Source organism: Microbulbifer sp. ARAS458-1 (assembly GCF_045348205.1).
In the GTDB taxonomy this organism is placed as follows: Bacteria; Pseudomonadota; Gammaproteobacteria; order Pseudomonadales; family Cellvibrionaceae; genus Microbulbifer.
This window is the reverse complement of record NZ_CP155838.1, coordinates 2,801,089-2,817,594: the sequence shown is the minus strand read 5'-3', so window position 1 is coordinate 2,817,594 and position 16,506 is coordinate 2,801,089. Positions and strand designations below refer to the sequence as shown.

Below are 16,506 nucleotides of genomic sequence, written 5' to 3'. Positions count from 1 at the left end.
CGGTCAGGCGTCGAGGGCAGGGCTCCCGTGTTCAGGGAGCCGTCGCGGTCAGAGTGGCGCGCAGTGGCGCCGGGTGCCCTTCCACTGTCCTGCTGTGATCCTCTGGATCGAGGAAATCTTCCAGGGATTCAAATTGCATCCAGTCTGTGCGGCGCTGTTCTTCCAGTGTGGTGCGGTCCAGATCAACAGTTTTTACATCCACAAAGCCGGTCTTGCGCAGCCAGCTTTCCAGGGTCGCAGTACTCGGGAAAAACCACACATTGCGCATTTTGGCGTAGCGCCCTTCCGGGACCAGACATTCGCCCAGCCCACCGTCGATCACGAGCGTCTCCAGAAGTAGCTGGCCACCCGGACGCAGGGTCTCTTTGAGCTCACGTAAGTGATCCAGGGGTGAGCGGCGGTGGTACAGGACACCCATGGACAGCGTGGTATCGAAGGCCTGCAGGCCCGGCGGCAGCGCCTCGATACCCAAGGGCAATACGTCGACAGGCTTTTCCTGGCCCAGGTATTTCTTCAGCGCGTAAAACTGGGCAACAAATTTCGCAGATGGATCAATACCGATTACGCGTCGCGCACCGGCGCCAAACTGTCTCCAGCAGTGGTAGCCACTGCCGCACCCCACATCCAGTACCAGGCGATTTGTGAGATCGTGAAGGTGCGGCGCTACGCGATCCCACTTCCAGTCTGATCGCCACTCGGTGTCGATTAGGAGGTCGAACAGTGTCCAGGGACCTTTACGCCAAGGGTGCAGTTTACGCAGTTGTGTTTCCAGGCCCGCGAGCTGCTCCGCCGTGGCATCGCCCGCTTGCCCTATGCGGACCTCTGAGGTGACTTCCACAGACGAGGGCACAATGTCTGGCAATGCGTCCAGCACCTGGCGCCATTCCGGAAGGTCACCCCAGCGCGCCGGGCTGAGCCCGTCGGCGATCTGCTGTGGCAGTCTGGTGAGCCAGGGGCGCAGTTCGGGCGTGTGCTGGATACCCGCGTACAGTGAGGTGTAATCAATCATGAAGGCTATCGGATATTAGAAGCGACCAGTATCGTGCTAACGGGGAGTGGCTCAGACGTCGCGCTGTTTTATGGCAATCATGGAGGCGAAATTAAAGCACTGGAACCACACATCGACACTTTTGAAACCGACACTTTTCAGGCGCGTACGGTGGTCGTACAGAGTTTCGGGAATCAGTACATTTTCCAGTGCACTGCGCTTCTGGGCAATTTCCAGCGCGCTATAACCATTAGCCGCCTTGAAAGAGTGGTGCAGGTCAATCATCAGTTCATGGTGATCGATGTCGGAAAACGCCACTTTCTCAGACAGAATCAAAACGCCACCGGGGCGCAGCCCGTCGTAGATCTTCTGAAGAATGGTTTCCCTCTCTTCGGTCGCGATGAACTGCAGGGTGAAGTTCAGCACTACGACCGAGGCATTTTCAATGACTACGTTCTGCAGGTCGTCGCATACCAGTTGCACGGGAAGCTGACCGCTGTCCGCGGCCAGTACCGTGCGAGCACGCTCGATCATTGCGGTGGAATTGTCCACGGCGATGATTTCGCAGTTCGCCGCCGGAATCCGGTGGCGCATGGCCAGGGTGGCAGCACAGAGTGAGCTGCCCAGGTCGTAGCAGCGGCTTCCGGCTTGAGCGTAGCGCTCGGCCAGGGTGCCGATCATGGCTACGATAGTGGTGTACCCCGGTACCGAGCGCTGAATCATATCCGGGAAGACTTCTACCACGGACTGGTCAAAGGTGAACCCCGCCACCTGCCCCAGTGGGCTGGCGAAAATATCGTCTTTTTTAGTGTCGGACTTGCTCACGGGGTGGCTCACAATTTTTCTTCGTGCAGGTTCAGCGCCAGACCGGCGTCGCGCCCCTGGTTACCGGTAACCACCGCGGTACTGGCTTTTTCCGCCTGAAGGTATGTTCTGCCTACTCGCTGTAGATCTTCCAGGGTAACTTCGGTTACGCGGCGGCGAAACGCCTGGCGCACCTCATGGGTTCGGCCATACAGATTCGAGTGGAACGCCTTCTTGGCTTCACCGGCGGGGGAGCCGGGTTTGTCCATGCCGCCCACGACACCGAGAATGGCTTCTTCCACCTGCAGATCGCTGTGGGATTCGTTTAACAGCCATTCCACGGATGCATCGAAATCGTTCAGGGTTTCCGCCATACGCGGGTCGCGGTACGAGTAAAAGCGGAAAGCACCGATGGTGGCGTCGTGGCTGGCTCCACCACCGTAGGCGCCACCTTGTTCGCGAATGGTGCGGTGCAGGTAGCCATTGCGCAGGAAGCCGCCAAGCACCGCCAGTGCGGCCGCGTCCGGGTGTGACATGGGCACGGTGGGGTAGGCTTTGGCACAGAAGTTTACCTGGCTGTTGGCCACCCACATCTCCTGTACCGGGGTCGCGGTAAAATCGTCTTTGTCAGGGCCGTAATGGGTCCCATTCCCCTTGGTCAGCGGCGTCAGGGCATTGGTGAAGTCCGTCAGCTTGTCTTCCTCGCCAATCAGCAAAAACTGGCGTTCTGCGCCGAGTATTTTCTGGTGAATGCCATTGAAGGTGCCGGCAAGATCCTCGAGGCCCGCACTACTGTCGAGACTCTTGATCAGTGCTTTCAGTCGGCGCAGTCCCTGAAGGCCGCCGAACTCGTGGCCGTCGGCGGCGGCGCGGTTGAATCCCGCACTGGCTGCGGCCATGGCAAGGGCGTGGCCATTCCCGACAACGGATTGCTCCCGTCGGGCAAGGGTCTGCAACAGCAACTCTTTAATACGCGGCAGCTCGTCAAAGCGGACCTGCTCCATGGTGGCCTGCATCAGTTCCGTAAGGCCGGACTGATTGGCGGCAAGTGCTTTACCGGACAGAATGAAATGGCCAGTCTGGCTGTGCAGGTCCTCGAGCCCGGTTCGCTGACTGGTAAAGCTATGCAGGGAACCGGCAACCGCCGCCTGCCATTGTTGGACCTGCAGGTAGTCTTTGTCGCCGAGGCCGACTTCACTCAGGGTCTGGCAGTAGTAGGGCAGCAGCAGGCGCTCCTCATCGGTAAAGTCGGGCAGGGAGGCCACCAGTTGCTGGTATACCAGCCCATTGGTGCCTGCGCTGTAGCGGCTGACCTTGTTGCCATTGACTTCGATTGTTTCGCCATCCACACGGGGCAGCTCTGGGGGGATGTCTTCCACGCCCACTTTAGGAAGTATGGACTCGTCATCCTTACGCGACTGGCGCTCCGCCAGAGCCTTGGCGGTCTGGATGATCTGCTGTTTTTCGCCCTCTCCAAGGCGAGCCTTGATGTCCGCCAGGCGTTTCTTCTCTGCCTGTTCAGCGCGCGTGGCCATATCTGGGTCGGGGGCCAGTACCAGTCGCACCCGGTGCTGGTTCTTCAGCAATAATTCCCGCGCGGCATTGGCGATAAACTTCGGATCTTTGATCTGCTCGCGCAGTTTTTCCAGAGTGGCATCGATATTGAGCAGGCCGATGGCGTCACCCCGGTGGGTGGCGCCTGAAAGCGCGGTCAGAATTAGCTGCAGGCCGTAGGGGTAGCCGTCGCCGCCGATTTCTCGTTGCTGCAGCTCCAGCTGGTGTAGGGCGGAGGAAACCTGCTCATAGGGCACGCCATTTTCCGCAACGTCCTCAAGGACTTTCAGAACCTGTTGCTCGAATTCGTCTGCGCGCTCCCGCTCACTGCCTTCAATGCCACATACGAACACCAGTTCACGCTGGCTGTCGTCGAGCCCGCACAGGGGGGAGGGGGACTGCCCCAGTTCACTGGTTTCCAGCAGGTGCATCAGCGGAGAGGCGCTGTTGTCCAACAGTACGCCGGATAGCAGGTGGGCGGTCAGTGCCTGTTCGAGATCTGTTACGTCACCCAGCAGCCAGCCGAGGACAATATGAGTTTTCTCTTGCAGGCCTTCTTCGGCTGGCAGCGGGTAATGTTCTTCCACCCTTACCGGTGCTACGTAGAGCTTTTCCCGGCCGACACTGATGATTTCGTCGAGTTGGTCAAATTTGTGCAGGGCTTTCTCTTCAAAAATTGCTTGGTGCTCGGCGGCCGCGATGTCACCAAAGGTCATGAAGATGGCATTGCTCGGGTGGTAATGGGTGCGATAGAAGTCCACCAGCTGCTCGTAGCTGAGGTCGGGGATATCCGCGGGTTCGCCACCGGAGTTGTAGTGGTAGGTGGTGGTGGGGAACAGGTATTTACTGAGTTTCTGCCACAATTGTGAGGTGACAGAGCTCATGGCACCTTTCATCTCGTTAAACACCACGCCCTTGAAGACCAGGTCGCTGTCCGTATTATCTGCTTCGGCGAATTCCAGGCGGTGGCCTTCCTGAGCAAAATCCAGAGGGTCCAGCTTGGCGAAAAATACGGCATCCAGATATACATCCAGCAAGTTGTCGAAATCCTTGCGATTCTGGCTGGCGAACGGGTAGGCGGTCCAATCGGAACTGGTGAAGGCGTTCATAAAGGTGTTCAGTGAACGCCGTATCATCATGAAGAAGGGGTCGCGCACCGGATACTTGTCGCTGCCACACAGGGCGGTGTGCTCCAGAATATGGGCCACCCCCGTCGAGTCGTGGGGAACGGTGCGCAGGGCTACCAGGAACACATTTTCGGGGTTGTCCGCGGCAATATGCAGGTGCTGGGCACCGGTGCGGCGGTGACGGTACTCTTCCACGCGAACGCCAAGGGACTCGATCTCGGCACTGGTCATCGGTTCGAAGGCGGGGTGTGCGTTGCTCAAAAGTCAGCTCCAGTGGTAATTAGCGGTCGCCCTGGCGCTACGTTTTCGCCAGGGCCGAATCGGCGGCCATTTTAGCGCCGAGTGGTGACGAAATGACAGGGTTGACACCGGGTTCACCGGTGCGACACTTCCGGCCGCGTTGTACTTATCGTTAGACATGACGCAATAAATGTAGTCGATGGGAGATTGTGCGTTGAACTGGATGGATTTTGCGAGCCTGGCAGGGTTTTGCTTTACCTGGGCCGGCTATACGGTGTTTGCCCGCCGCAAGGCCAAGACGGCCTGGTGTCTGGCTTCCTCCATGCAGTGGTACCGGGTGGAATGGATGCTGCGTATGCTGGACCGCGATATGCGTATGCCGGATGCGGCCATCCTCAGTAATCTCGAGCGGGTGATTGGCTTTTTCGCATCGACCAGCATTCTGATCCTGGCCGGTCTGGTTACCGCACTGTCCGCCAACAGTGCTGCGGTTGCTGTATTGAGCAGCCTGCCATTCGCGCAGACCACGACCGTAGAGCAGTTTGAATTGAAGGTGTTGGTTCTGATACTTATCTATATTTTCGCCTTCTTCAATTTTACCTGGTCCCTACGCCAGTATTCTTTCGCGAACGTGTTACTGGGCGCTGCGCCGGCGGTAGATGAGCAGGATGTAACCCGCGAGGAGCGTCGCCGTTATGCCATCAGTGCCGCCAAAGTAATTGACCAGGCCGGGCACAGCTATAACTACGGTCTGCGCTGCTACTACTTTTCAATGGCGGTTATGGGCTGGTTTGTACATCCCCTGCTGTTCGTGCTCGGTTTCCTGGCGGTAGTGTGGGTGTTGTACATGCGAGAATTTCGCTCCCGCACACTGCAAGTGATCCTTGCTGCCGAAGGGCGCTCGCTGGATCAGGCGCGGGAAAAGTAGGCGCTTGTGGAAGACCGAAATTTCGACGACCTTGCAGAGCGCTTCCGAAAGCGGATTTACGGTGGGCTCAAGGGCGAGATCCGTTTGGCGGTGCTGCAACGGGATCTGGCTGATTATGTCAATTTTGAATCTGCAGATGGCGAGCGGCCGGTGGTACTGGATGCCGGTGGTGGACAGGGGCAGTTTGCGCTGGATCTCGCTGCGGCGGGCCATCGTGTCTGGATTACCGATATTTCCCAAGCCATGCTGGATCTGGCTGACGAGCAGGTACAGGCGCGAGATCTCCAGTTGCGGGTGTCGCTTGTCCAATGCCCGTTACAGCAACTGCGCGGAATGGCGGAGATCCCCCCCGCGGATCTCGTACTGTGCCACGCGGTGCTCGAGTGGTTGGGGGAGCCTCAGCAGGCTCTGGTCCATTTGGCCGAATCCGTCAAAGCCGGCGGTTATCTTTCGCTCACTTTCTATAATCGCCGCGCGCTCGAATTCCGTTTGTTGCAACGGGGAAGTCTGCGGCAACTGGATCGGCATCTCGATAGTGGGACTTGGGGAGGTCACCCCGGCAGCCTCACGCCGCAGAATCCATTGTTGCCGGAAGATGTGAAGGACTGGGTGGCGCAGGCGGGCCTGTCTCTGGTGGCGCACAGCGGTATTCGCTGCTTTCACGATTTCATGACCCCGGAGATGCGCGACAAGCTGCCAGAGCACGCCATAGTGGAAAAGGAGTTGGTCTATTCCCGGATCGATCCTTATCGTGCCCTGGCGCGATACGTCCACCTGCTCTGCAGAAAGGTGTAGGTTTGCCGTCCGATTATTCGCCCAGCTGTTTCAGCAACAGCGCCTTGGCTGCGTTGATACGGGATGCCAGATAGTCGTTGCCGCCGCGATCCGGATGGAATTTCTGGATCAGCTTGCGATGGGCTCCGATGATTTCCTCACGGCTGGCGTTGGCAGACACGCTTAAAATACGGCGGGCCTCGGCGACTGTCAGCGGTGGTTCAGGATCCGGTTTGGCTTTCTTTCCCCCCCCGGTGTCTCCCTGTTCTCCGTTTGCCTTTTCCTGCTGCTTCTGTGCCCGGGCCTGGGCGTGCTTGGCGATCAGGGGGGCAATCCAGGGCAGGTGGCGGCCAAAGGTGCGCCACAGCCGATTGACGATAGGGAGCACCACGGCGACTGCGGCCCCCACCCAGTGCAGGCGGCCGGTAACTGCCAGAAGCACCGCTGCTAGTGCCAGCGCGATCAACACATACTGGATAAGAAGTTTGCGCCGCTGCTCCGGCGGGCTGTACTTGAATTTCTGGATCGCCAGCCAGGCAAAAATACCGACGGCGATTAGCAGGATCATGCGGCCCAAGGTGAACTACTCCAGGCAGAGAAGGTGACGTCAGGTCGCAAGGGTATCAGATGTCGATGCGAAAGCCGACGGCCATAAAGCTGTCATACTGCTGGCGGGCGACGGCATTGCTATCGTCGTAACCGTTTTCCCAGTACAGGCGCACCCGCTCATTCCAGCGATACTGAACACCGAGGTAGTACTGGGCCAGTTTATAGCGGTTGGCGTCGACCAGTGCGGCGTCAAATTCCGGGTCATCGGAAACCAGATAGTTGTGGCCGCCATAAACGGAATAGCAATTGTCTTTTCCCCAGGTGTAGCTGAGAAAGGATTCTGACCCTTTGGCATCGAAGAAGTTGGTGATGCCGACAACCGAGCCTGCCGGAGCGAGCTCGTTATTCTGGGAGCGCTGGAACACCACTGCGCCGTAAAAGCCTTTGGCAAAAGCCTCTTTGCCGTAGTACATACCCAGCGCGGTGGTCCAGTCGTTACTACTTGAGTTGATCGGGTAGTTGCTATCAATCAGTACGCGCTCGCCGCTGGAGAGATCATACACAAGTCCATTGTCGGTCTGGATATCCAGTTTGACCCGATTGTAGGCGGCACCGATAAAGAAGCCGTCACCAATATCGGCGCGGTACACGGCGGCAATGCCGTGGCTGATACCGTATTCGCAATCACCGTGGGGGCACTCCAGTTCCATACCCGGGCCCAGGTCCACGTTGATCTCAAGGTCCGCCACGTGCGCCGCGTACTGCACCCCGATTTTGAATTCGCCCGCTTCCGTTTCCCAGGATTTACGCCAGGCCAGGGCACTGTCCGCACGGCCGGTTCCGGTAACACCGCCATCGGTGCCCAGAGCATAAGTACCGCTGGCGAGGCCGCCGGAGACGTTGTACCAGTCGGTGATGTAAGTCACTTCGTAGTACACACCCCACTGTTTGCCCGCGGAAAATTCCCCCCACTTGGGGTGTTTGGCAAAGCCGTGTCCCTGTCTGAGGTAAAGTGAGCGTTGTGTTTCACCGAGTGCCGCCTGCTGGTCGCCCTGAATTACCACATTCCCCGCAGAGTTGATCGCATTGACCCCCCACTCGACATTGAAGCCGGTATCCCAGAGATCGTAGGCAGGAACGTTGAGGCCAATTCGAATACGCGACGCGCCGTTTTGCATGGAGGTATCGCCGAAGCTGTTGACCATGTGGGCGGTCAGGTAGCCCTCCATATACAGGGTGACCTGATTGGACTGGTAGATAGGCACTGCTTGCGTTCCGGAGGCTGCGGTAATCGCGGTGGCGGCTAATAAAGTGCGGCGGAAATTTGGCATGATGGGGTGCTCGTTTGCCTGTTTTTCTGCGTACACGAATTTGAGGGTCGGGCAATCGATACAAATCCGTATTTTTGTAATTGCAAAAATAGACCAGCTGGCCAGTCTGGTTTGTCATAATGATGGGACTTCGCAGAAATGGCATTGGCTACATTTTTTTTGTAGTTTTAGCCGCAATCGGATGGGCACTGGATTACGTTCAGATTGATTGGTTACCTAAGGGGGAGACACATTGAGTGAAAGCCAAACGCTAAGCCGCCAGATGTTTGGGCTAACCGTGCGAAAAAATGCGCACCCGGATATGCGCAGGTTGCGTCGCGAGGCGGGCGACGCCAGTCTTCACGGGAACAAGTTCTGGAAGAGTTCCTGTCTCACCATGGACTACCTGAAAAAGCACCCGCTCAAGAAGGGGGCGAGGGTGCTGGATCTGGGCTGTGGCTGGGGCCTCGGAGGGATTTTTTGTGCCAAGCAGTTTGATGCCAGGGTGACCTCACTGGATGCTGATCCCAGTGTATTCCCCTTTGCGGAATACCACGCACAGCTTAATGGCGTGGAGATCACAACCTGGCGTTGCCGCTATGAGAAAGTCACTGCTGCCGCGCTGCGCGAATTTGATGCGGTAATCGGTACGGATATCTGTTTCTGGGATCAGCTGGAGGCACCACTCTACAATTTGACTCGTCGGGCGCTGCGCGCGGGTGTCGGCCGTGTGATGTTGGTGGACCCCGGGCGGTCACCTTTCCGGCGTCTCGGCGAGCGCGCTGTAGAAAAACTCGACGCCCAGTATTTCGAGTGGCAGACTCTCCGCCCAATGAAGGCCTCGGGGTGCATTATGCTCGCAGGCAATGAATAGATCCGCTCGTCCACGGCAAATCGAGGTATACCATGCAGTTCGACAAGTCTCGTATCCCCACTCCCGAAGATGCGCTTCCGGGGCGCGCCGAAGCAATGCCAATCAGTGGCAAGCACTTTGTCTCTGGGCATTCGATGGTGGAACCATTTCCGGAAGGGTTAGAGCTGGCGGTGTTTGGCATGGGCTGCTTCTGGGGGGCCGAACGTCTGTTTTGGGAGATTGAAGGTGTTTGGGTAACCGCGGTGGGTTATGCCGGCGGTATTACCCCTAACCCGACTTACCGGGAAGTCTGTAGTGGTGGTACTGGCCATGCGGAAGTGGTGCTGGTGGTGTTTGACCCGAAGGTGGTCAGTTACGACGAATTGCTGCGCCGTTTCTGGGAGGAGCATGATCCGACCCAGGGGATGCGTCAGGGCAATGATCTGGGCACTCAGTACCGCTCGGTAATCTACACCTACGGATCCGAGCAGGCGAAACAGGCCAAATCATCGGAAGCAGCCTTCCAGCAGGCATTGCAGCAAAAAGGCTACGGCGAAATCACCACAGAAATTCTACCCGCTCCGACGTTCTACTATGCGGAAGAAGATCACCAGCAATACCTGGCGAAAAACCCGGGCGGGTACTGCGGGTTGGCTGGAACCGGTGCCTGTTTGCTCCGGTAAGGGTGTTGTCGTCGTACCACCGACGGGCAGCGACTCCTCTAAGGGCGTCAGGCGGAAGCGGCGGTGTTACGCGGATATAGAATATGCGCACACCAGTCGCTCCAGCTTCCCGGGTACAGGCGCGCCGCGCGCCCGATCAGGAACAGGGAGAACAGGTTTACACAGGCAGTGACTCCGGATCCACAGTAACAGACGATATCATCGTCTGCCGGAATACTCTGCCAATGTTCCTTCAGTGCTGTAGTAGGGCGCAGCACCCCGTCTTCATCGGTGATGGCCTGCCACGGCTTGTTGATGGCACCAGGGATATGCCCCGCAATAGGGTCGATGGGTTCTTCATTCCCCAGAAAGCGTTTGCTCTCGCGCGCATCCACCAGTTGCCACGGTGGGGTATTCAGGTGGGGGTAAATGTCGTCGTAACTCAGCAGATCCTGCGCCTCCGCTTTCGCGGAAAAATTACCAGTGGCCAGGGGTTGGGCTTCGCCGCTCTCGGTATCCAGTTCCGCCCGTTTCCAGGCTCCAAAACCGCCATTCAATATTGCCACGCGCGTATGACCGAAGTGCCGCAGTATCCACCAGGCTCGTGCGGCAAAGGCGAAGCGTTGGGCGTCGTACACCACAACCTGGGTATCGGAATTAATACCTTTGGTACGCGCAAATTCGGCAAACTGTTGCGGTGAGGGGAAGGGGTGTCGACCGCCATAGCGATCACAGGGGGCGGAAAGGTCCCTGTGCAGACTGGCGTACTGGGCGCCAGGAATATGTTCTTCGAGGAAGGCGTTGGCCCCAGCCTCGCTATCTGCCAGATCGTACCGGCAATCCAGAATGACCACGTGGCCATCCGTGTCTTGGTGTCCCTTTTTATGCGCCAGTAGTGCCGCCAGCTCGGAGACTTCAATCACACCCTGATAGTTCATAGCTACTGCTTTTTTATCGTCATTATGGGCATCAAATTAAGCCTCCGCAGTGCATTTGTCCAGCCTCTTGATAGGGGGTGGGAACTGGCCAGGCCGCAATAGTGGCCGGCAGTGCAGGATCTCTTAATACAGCTCGGAATATCGGTTGCCGCCCGGCGTCTGTCGGTGTCGCTGGGCTTCGTCGCGCGCGTTTCCTGCTCCCTCTGGGGCGTCCTCTGATTGAGGGGTGTCCTGGCTGGCCGGTGGGGTCGGTGTCGCTGTTGATGTTTCTGCGGGGATACTGGAGCTGGTCTGGCCGGTTTGCGTTTCTTCAGTGGGAGTGGGAGCGGAATCCTCTTGCTCCTGCTGCTTTCTCAGTTCGGCAATTTTCTGCTCCAGTTCCTTTTGGCGCGCCAGCTCGGCCTCGCGGCATTGGGCAACAACATCCGCGACAGGCTGGTCCGGGTTATCGAGAAAGTCTGCGGCCGCCTGCTCTGCGCAGTCGCTCGCTGAAATTACGTCGTGCGCGAGGTGTGGGAAGAGTACCCACTGGTGATTCGGCAATTTTTTTCGGGCTTTGTTTGCGTCCTCTGCAGATAGAACTGGGTCCAGCGCACCGTGCATGACCAGCGCCGGGATAGCTGTCTGCACTGCTCTCGACTCCACCATCGGTGCGGAAGGAATGGCCCAAATGCGACACTGCATCTGCATCATATCGATATCCGCGCGAACCGAGCCGCCGAGAATGCCACTGGTGGCGGCAAGATTGCGGGCCTGCTGGAAGTCAACGAAGGGTGCTTCTTCATAACAGAAGTGGCTGATACCGGCGGCGTCGCCAAAGTTCGGGTCCAGTACCAGCCCCATGAAACTGGCGATCGCGGGCTTCAGCAGTTCTGCCTGCTCCGACTCAAGTTCCTCAATGATCGCGGGGAATTCCCGGTAGAAATTCTCGTTATAGAGGGCCTGAAACAGTACGCGCAACAATCGCTGGCCGGTCAGAACAAAGTCGTATTGTTGCCCGGGGTGGATATTTCCAGTGCTGACGACAAGGGGGGATTCGTCCAGCGCCTGCACACGGGCTTCAAGTCGCTGCTCCAGATCCGGGTAACGCTTGTTGCACTCACGGTCATTGCGGCAGTGGTCGACACCGCGACGATAGGCCGTCACCACATCTTCCGGCAATTTCTGGGTATAGATGATGTTGGGAAATACCGCGCTGTTCAGCACCATAGCGCGCACCGATGCGGGAAAATCCCGGGCTACGGTCAGTGCGTAGCGGGTTGAATAGGAAACCCCATACAGATTGAGCTTGGGTACACCGAGGGCCTTGCGTAGCTCCTCGACGTCCCTGGCGACCACCGCGCTATTGTATTGTGCCAGGTCGGCTTTCTGGCTGAGTCGGCTGTAGCAGCGCTCCATGCTGTAAGTAAAAACCCGGGCTTCTTCGTCGGTGCTCAGGTTGCGCGTAAACGCAAGATCGGCGTCCTTGATAAATTCTGTGCAGGCGAGCTTGGGTGCGGCCATGCCCGTGCCCCGTGGATCTATCACAATCAGGTCACGGCCATCTTCTACACTCATGGCTGAATAGTTCACCCACAGCCAGTCGCTGGCATTTTCCGGCTCCAGCCCCATGCTGGCACCTGGCCCACCGGCGCCCAGGTGGAGCAGCGGCTCCTTATCAGGGTCGCTGATTTCTGCAAAAAAGCGCACCACCGGAAACTGGATCTTGCGACCCGCAGGCTTCTGATAATTTTCCGGTACCTCCATCATGAAACACTGCGTGGTCGGCCAGCTGGCCTCGGCATCAAACCAACAGGGTTTCGCAATCAGCCGGCTAGGGGAGGGTGCAGCCGCTTGCTTGTCGGGGGCACATGAAGCCATGAGCGCTGCCAACCCCACCAGACACAGTGCACCAAGGCCGCGGAATGTCTGCTGCGGAAAATGGAAAATCAGGGGTAAGGAACGTAATGGCATAGGGAAATTCTGATAGTGGTATGAGCCGGCCCGGGGTCGGTCATTCCGGTCGCAAGCGGGCGATCGGAGCAGACAGGTTCCAGCGCAGTGCCGCCAGCCGGATTGAGAGTGTAACGAGAACCGCGATGGCCACCACCGCCTCGCCGGGCAACACGGGGATGTCGTCCAGTATTACCAGAGCCGCGGCGCCACTCAAGGCCGCTGTGGCATATATCTCCCGGCGCAACAGCAGCGGGATATCTCCGCATAGCAGATCCCGGATCAATCCGCCGAAGGTTCCGGTCATCACCCCCATTACGATCGCAATTGCCGGGGAGTACCCAAGGTCCAGTACTTTCTGTGTGCCAATCACCACGAACACCGCCAGTCCAGCCGCATCGGCAATCATCAGCAGGCGCATGGGCACACGGAGATACCGGATAACGTAAAAACTGATTACGCCGGTAACGACCGCGATCCATAGATAGTAGCTATCGGTCAGCCAGAATACCGGCACATTCAGGATCATATCCCGGGTGGTACCACCGCCGGTGGCGGTGACACAGGCCAGGACCACAGCGCCAAACAGATCCATCTGTTTGTGGCCCGCCGCAAGTACACCGGTAAACGCGAAGACCACGATACCGATCAGGTCGCACCAGTAGAGAAGTTGTTCCATCGAATCCGGCTCGCATCAGTTCCAGAGTTCCAGTTCGGTGATCCAGGCAGAGTGTCGCTGGCAGTGAATCTGGAGGAGAAGGAGGCGGAGCCCGGTAGCGGCTTATGCTACCGGGTTCTAAGGTGAGCCCGCGCCCTCTGGCGTGGGATTATGGAGGGCTAAGAGGTTTGGGTACAGTGCTGTCAGAAAAACGCCTGCAACCCGGTCTGGGCGCGGCCCAGAATCAGCGCGTGTACGTCATGGGTGCCCTCATAGGTGTTGACCGCTTCCAGATTCATGGCGTGGCGAATCACGTGGAATTCGTCGGCAATGCCGTTACCGCCATGCATGTCTCGGGCAATGCGGGCAATCTCCAGAGCCTTACCGCAGTTGTTACGCTTCACCAGTGAAATCATCGTTGGATCGAAGTGCTTCTTCTGTTCGTCCATCAAGCGACCAACCCGCAGGGAGCCCTGCAGACCGAGGGTAATTTCTGTCTGCATGTCTGCGAGCTTCTTCTGGAACAGCTGGGTTTGCGCCAGTGGTTTGTTGAACTGTTTGCGGTCCAGACCGTACTGGCGCGCCGCGTGCCAGCAGAATTCCGCGGCCCCCATGGCGCCCCAGGAAATACCGTAGCGGGCGCGGTTCAGGCAGCCGAAGGGGCCGCGAAGCCCTTTGATATCCGGAAATCGGTTGTCTTCCGGCACGAATACATTGTCCATCACAATCTCACCGGTAATGGACGCGCGCAGTGAGAATTTGCCTTCTATTTTGGGTGCGCTCAGGCCGTCCATGCCTTTTTCCAGCACAAAACCGCGGATATCCCCTTCATCGTCTTTTGCCCAGACCACAAACACATCCGCGATGGGGCTGTTGGTGATCCACATTTTGGCGCCGGTCAGGCGGTAGCCGCCGTCGACTTTCTTCGCTCGGGTCTTCATGCCGCCCGGGTCGGAGCCGGCATCCGGCTCGGTCAGGCCAAAGCAGCCCACCCACTCGCCGGTGGCCAATTTGGGAAGATATTTTTCTTTCTGCGCCTCACTGCCGTAGGCGTAGATCGGGTGCATAACCAGGCTGGATTGCACACTCATAGCGGAGCGGTAGCCTGAGTCCACACGCTCCACTTCCCGGGCGACCAGACCGTAGGAAACGTAATTGAGGCCGGCACAGCCGTAGCCTTCAATGGTTGAGCCCAGCAGGCCCAGCTGGCCCATCTCTTCCATGATTTCACGGTGGAAGATCTCGTGGCGGTTGGCCTCCAGTATCCGCGGCATCAGTTTCGATTGGCAGTATTCACGTGCCGTGTCGCGAATCATGCGCTCTTCATCGCTCAATTGGCGGTCCAGTAACAGAATGTCGTCCCAGTGGGCCAGCGGCTGATTTTTGCTCATGGTTTGGATCCGTACATAGTCTCTAGAGACTGGGTCTTTAGAAATAGTGTTATTGCGCTCACGTCATAGTAGGCAATTGCCTGGCAATTCATAAGCACATCCGGGAAAAACCGGTCTCAGGGTGATGTGCCGCGGAGCCGGTAGATTGACTGTGGAGGCATCATAGCGAACAGGCATCTCTGAGTCACGTTTGTGATCACATTTTGCGGTCGGGTGTCATTTCCTGCCGATAATCCGTAGAACCGTAAACAAACGTAAAACGTCTTGGCCACTGGCTAATAAGTTTTGATAATGAAAGGAAATGCTAATAGATCGAATCAGTTTTATGGGGTGTTCGCGGAAATTCTTCGCTTTGTGTGGTCTTGTGGCCGCCGTCAGTGTCGCCGGGTGTAACACGCCGCAACCACTGCCCACAGAATTGCCGCAGGAAGTGTTCGCGTTGCCGGAGCAGTTCAGTTCTACCGGGCAGGTATCGGTGGATCCGCGGTGGTGGCAGGCGTTTGACGACGCCGCATTAAATGCACTGGTACAGGATGCGCTGGCAGACAATCCAGACCTGCAGGCGACCTATTGGCGGCTGCAGCAGGCGGATGCCGCCGCAGCGCAGGCGCGCAGCGGGTTCTGGCCCCGATTGACCGGGTCTCTGGAGAACACCGAGCAACGCCGTGCTTCCAGCAATGAATTCGATTTTTCCGGCGCCGAGAACGAGGGCAACAGCTGGAGCGGAAACCTTGCCGCCAGTTATGAAGTAGATTTGTGGGGCAGGGTGCGCAGTGGTGCCCGCGCCGCTGAGGCCGGGTACCTGGCTCAGGAGCAGAATTTCAATATCGCCGCACTGACCCTGGTTGCCGAAGTGGCGGGTGTCTGGCTGCAGTTACAGGAGCAGCGCGGGCAGGAGCGTCTTCTACAGGCGCAGCTGGACACCAATCGGCAGTCACTGCGCGCCCTGGAACTGCGCTTTGGCAGCGGGGTGACCGCTGCCGCTGACGTCCTGCAACAGCGCCAGCTGGTGCAGCAGTCGTTGCAGGAGCTCGAGCAGAGCCGCGCGAATACCCGCATACTGCTTACCCAGCTGGCCGCTCTGCTCGGAACCAGCGTCGAATCTCTGCCGCCCTCTGCCTTTGCCGATTCTCAACTACCCCAATTACCGCCTCTGCCGGATACCGGGATTCCATCAAGCCTGCTGCTGCGACGCCCCGATGTACAGAGCGCTCAGCGTACGGTTTTACAGGGGTACTATCTTGCGGATCAAGCGTGGGCCGAACGGCTTCCGACGCTTTCCTTGAGCATGTTGTTGAATGGCGGCGGCCTGGCTCTGGTGGACATTACCGAAGACTGGCTGCTGAATCTGAGCGCATCGCTGGATGGCGTGATATTTGATGGCGGCAACCTCAGGGCGCAGCAGCGCCAGCAGGAGGCCGTTGAGCAGGAGCGGTGGGCGCTGCTGCGCGATACCGTGTTACAGGCCCTGAGCGAAGTGGAGCAGGTACTGATCAACGAGCAGGCCATTCGCCAGCGTTTGCAGTTTTTGCAGACTCGTTCCGAGCTCGCCGATCAGATTACCCTGCGCCAACGCCGCGCCTACGGACAGGGCACACTGGATTTCCTGAATGTACTCTCCGCCACCAACAGTCAGCAATCTCTGGAACGTCAGCTATTGACCGCGCGGCGGGAGCTGCTGGAAAACCGGGTGGCCCTGTACCGCGCATTGTCCGGTGGCCTGCCCGCGCAGGATCTGCCGCAACCCGTACCGGTCGAGCTGGACATATACCGTCAGGAATCACAATAAGTCCGAGAG

General features: G+C 58.1%; 14 protein-coding genes. 5 read left to right on the top strand and 9 right to left on the bottom strand.

What is annotated here, in order from left to right; genetic code table 11:
- Positions 1-31: 31 nt before the first annotated feature.
- The 3 genes from cmoB to AAFH99_RS11640 are packed head-to-tail and all read right to left on the bottom strand — an operon-like array spanning position 32 to position 4,704.
- Positions 32-1,009, bottom strand: a complete 978-nt coding sequence (gene cmoB / locus AAFH99_RS11650; protein WP_406827814.1) for a tRNA 5-methoxyuridine(34)/uridine 5-oxyacetic acid(34) synthase CmoB — start codon at positions 1,007-1,009, stop codon at positions 32-34.
- Between the two features lie 51 nt (positions 1,010-1,060).
- Entirely contained in the window at positions 1,061-1,813 is a 753-nt protein-coding gene (gene cmoA, locus AAFH99_RS11645) for a carboxy-S-adenosyl-L-methionine synthase CmoA (RefSeq protein WP_043317900.1), read from the bottom strand.
- Between the two features lie 8 nt (positions 1,814-1,821).
- Positions 1,822-4,704: an insulinase family protein gene (locus AAFH99_RS11640; protein ID WP_406829179.1), complete on the bottom strand. Its 2,883-nt coding sequence runs from the start codon at positions 4,702-4,704 to the stop codon at positions 1,822-1,824.
- A gap of 232 nt (positions 4,705-4,936) precedes the next feature.
- On the opposite strand from AAFH99_RS11640, the gene AAFH99_RS11635 reads away from it, so the two are divergent.
- Together AAFH99_RS11635 and AAFH99_RS11630 are read left to right on the top strand one after the other, a co-directional pair.
- Positions 4,937-5,641, top strand: a complete 705-nt coding sequence (locus tag AAFH99_RS11635) for a DUF599 domain-containing protein (RefSeq protein WP_406829178.1) — start codon at positions 4,937-4,939, stop codon at positions 5,639-5,641.
- A 6-nt stretch (positions 5,642-5,647) separates the two neighbouring features.
- Complete coding sequence (locus tag AAFH99_RS11630) at positions 5,648-6,436, top strand: methyltransferase domain-containing protein (RefSeq protein WP_406827812.1); 789 nt, start codon at positions 5,648-5,650, stop codon at positions 6,434-6,436.
- Between the two features lie 13 nt (positions 6,437-6,449).
- Here AAFH99_RS11630 and AAFH99_RS11625 read toward each other — a convergent pair whose 3' ends face one another.
- Positions 6,450-6,983 (bottom strand): molecular chaperone DnaJ, encoded by a 534-nt coding sequence (locus AAFH99_RS11625; protein WP_406829177.1) that lies wholly within the window; start codon positions 6,981-6,983, stop codon positions 6,450-6,452.
- A 55-nt stretch (positions 6,984-7,038) separates the two neighbouring features.
- Positions 7,039-8,295: a porin gene (locus AAFH99_RS11620; RefSeq protein WP_043316018.1), complete on the bottom strand. Its 1,257-nt coding sequence runs from the start codon at positions 8,293-8,295 to the stop codon at positions 7,039-7,041.
- 232 nt (positions 8,296-8,527) lie between these two features.
- Here AAFH99_RS11620 and AAFH99_RS11615 point away from each other — a divergent pair, with 232 nt between their 5' ends.
- Both AAFH99_RS11615 and msrA read left to right on the top strand, forming a co-directional pair.
- Positions 8,528-9,148: a methyltransferase gene (locus tag AAFH99_RS11615; RefSeq protein ID WP_051686865.1), complete on the top strand. Its 621-nt coding sequence runs from the start codon at positions 8,528-8,530 to the stop codon at positions 9,146-9,148.
- 32 nt (positions 9,149-9,180) lie between these two features.
- Positions 9,181-9,810, top strand: coding sequence for a peptide-methionine (S)-S-oxide reductase MsrA (gene msrA / locus AAFH99_RS11610; protein WP_406827811.1), 630 nt, complete (start codon positions 9,181-9,183; stop codon positions 9,808-9,810).
- A 47-nt stretch (positions 9,811-9,857) separates the two neighbouring features.
- On the opposite strand, the gene AAFH99_RS11605 is transcribed toward msrA, so the two are convergent.
- The 4 genes from AAFH99_RS11605 to AAFH99_RS11590 all read right to left on the bottom strand — a co-directional run bounded on the left by AAFH99_RS11605 (position 9,858) and on the right by AAFH99_RS11590 (position 14,708).
- Positions 9,858-10,727 carry a sulfurtransferase gene (locus AAFH99_RS11605; protein ID WP_406827810.1) on the bottom strand — a complete coding sequence of 290 codons (870 nt, stop codon included), beginning with the start codon at positions 10,725-10,727 and terminating at the stop codon, positions 9,858-9,860.
- A gap of 123 nt (positions 10,728-10,850) precedes the next feature.
- Positions 10,851-12,476, bottom strand: coding sequence for an alpha/beta fold hydrolase (locus AAFH99_RS11600; protein ID WP_406827809.1), 1,626 nt, complete (start codon positions 12,474-12,476; stop codon positions 10,851-10,853).
- 244 nt (positions 12,477-12,720) lie between these two features.
- Complete coding sequence (locus tag AAFH99_RS11595) at positions 12,721-13,338, bottom strand: trimeric intracellular cation channel family protein (protein ID WP_043316024.1); 618 nt, start codon at positions 13,336-13,338, stop codon at positions 12,721-12,723.
- Between the two features lie 182 nt (positions 13,339-13,520).
- Complete coding sequence (locus tag AAFH99_RS11590; protein ID WP_043316026.1) at positions 13,521-14,708, bottom strand: acyl-CoA dehydrogenase; 1,188 nt, start codon at positions 14,706-14,708, stop codon at positions 13,521-13,523.
- Between the two features lie 301 nt (positions 14,709-15,009).
- On the opposite strand from AAFH99_RS11590, the gene AAFH99_RS11585 reads away from it, so the two are divergent.
- Entirely contained in the window at positions 15,010-16,497 is a 1,488-nt protein-coding gene (locus tag AAFH99_RS11585; protein ID WP_231491457.1) for an efflux transporter outer membrane subunit, read from the top strand.
- Positions 16,498-16,506: the final 9 nt, after the last annotated feature.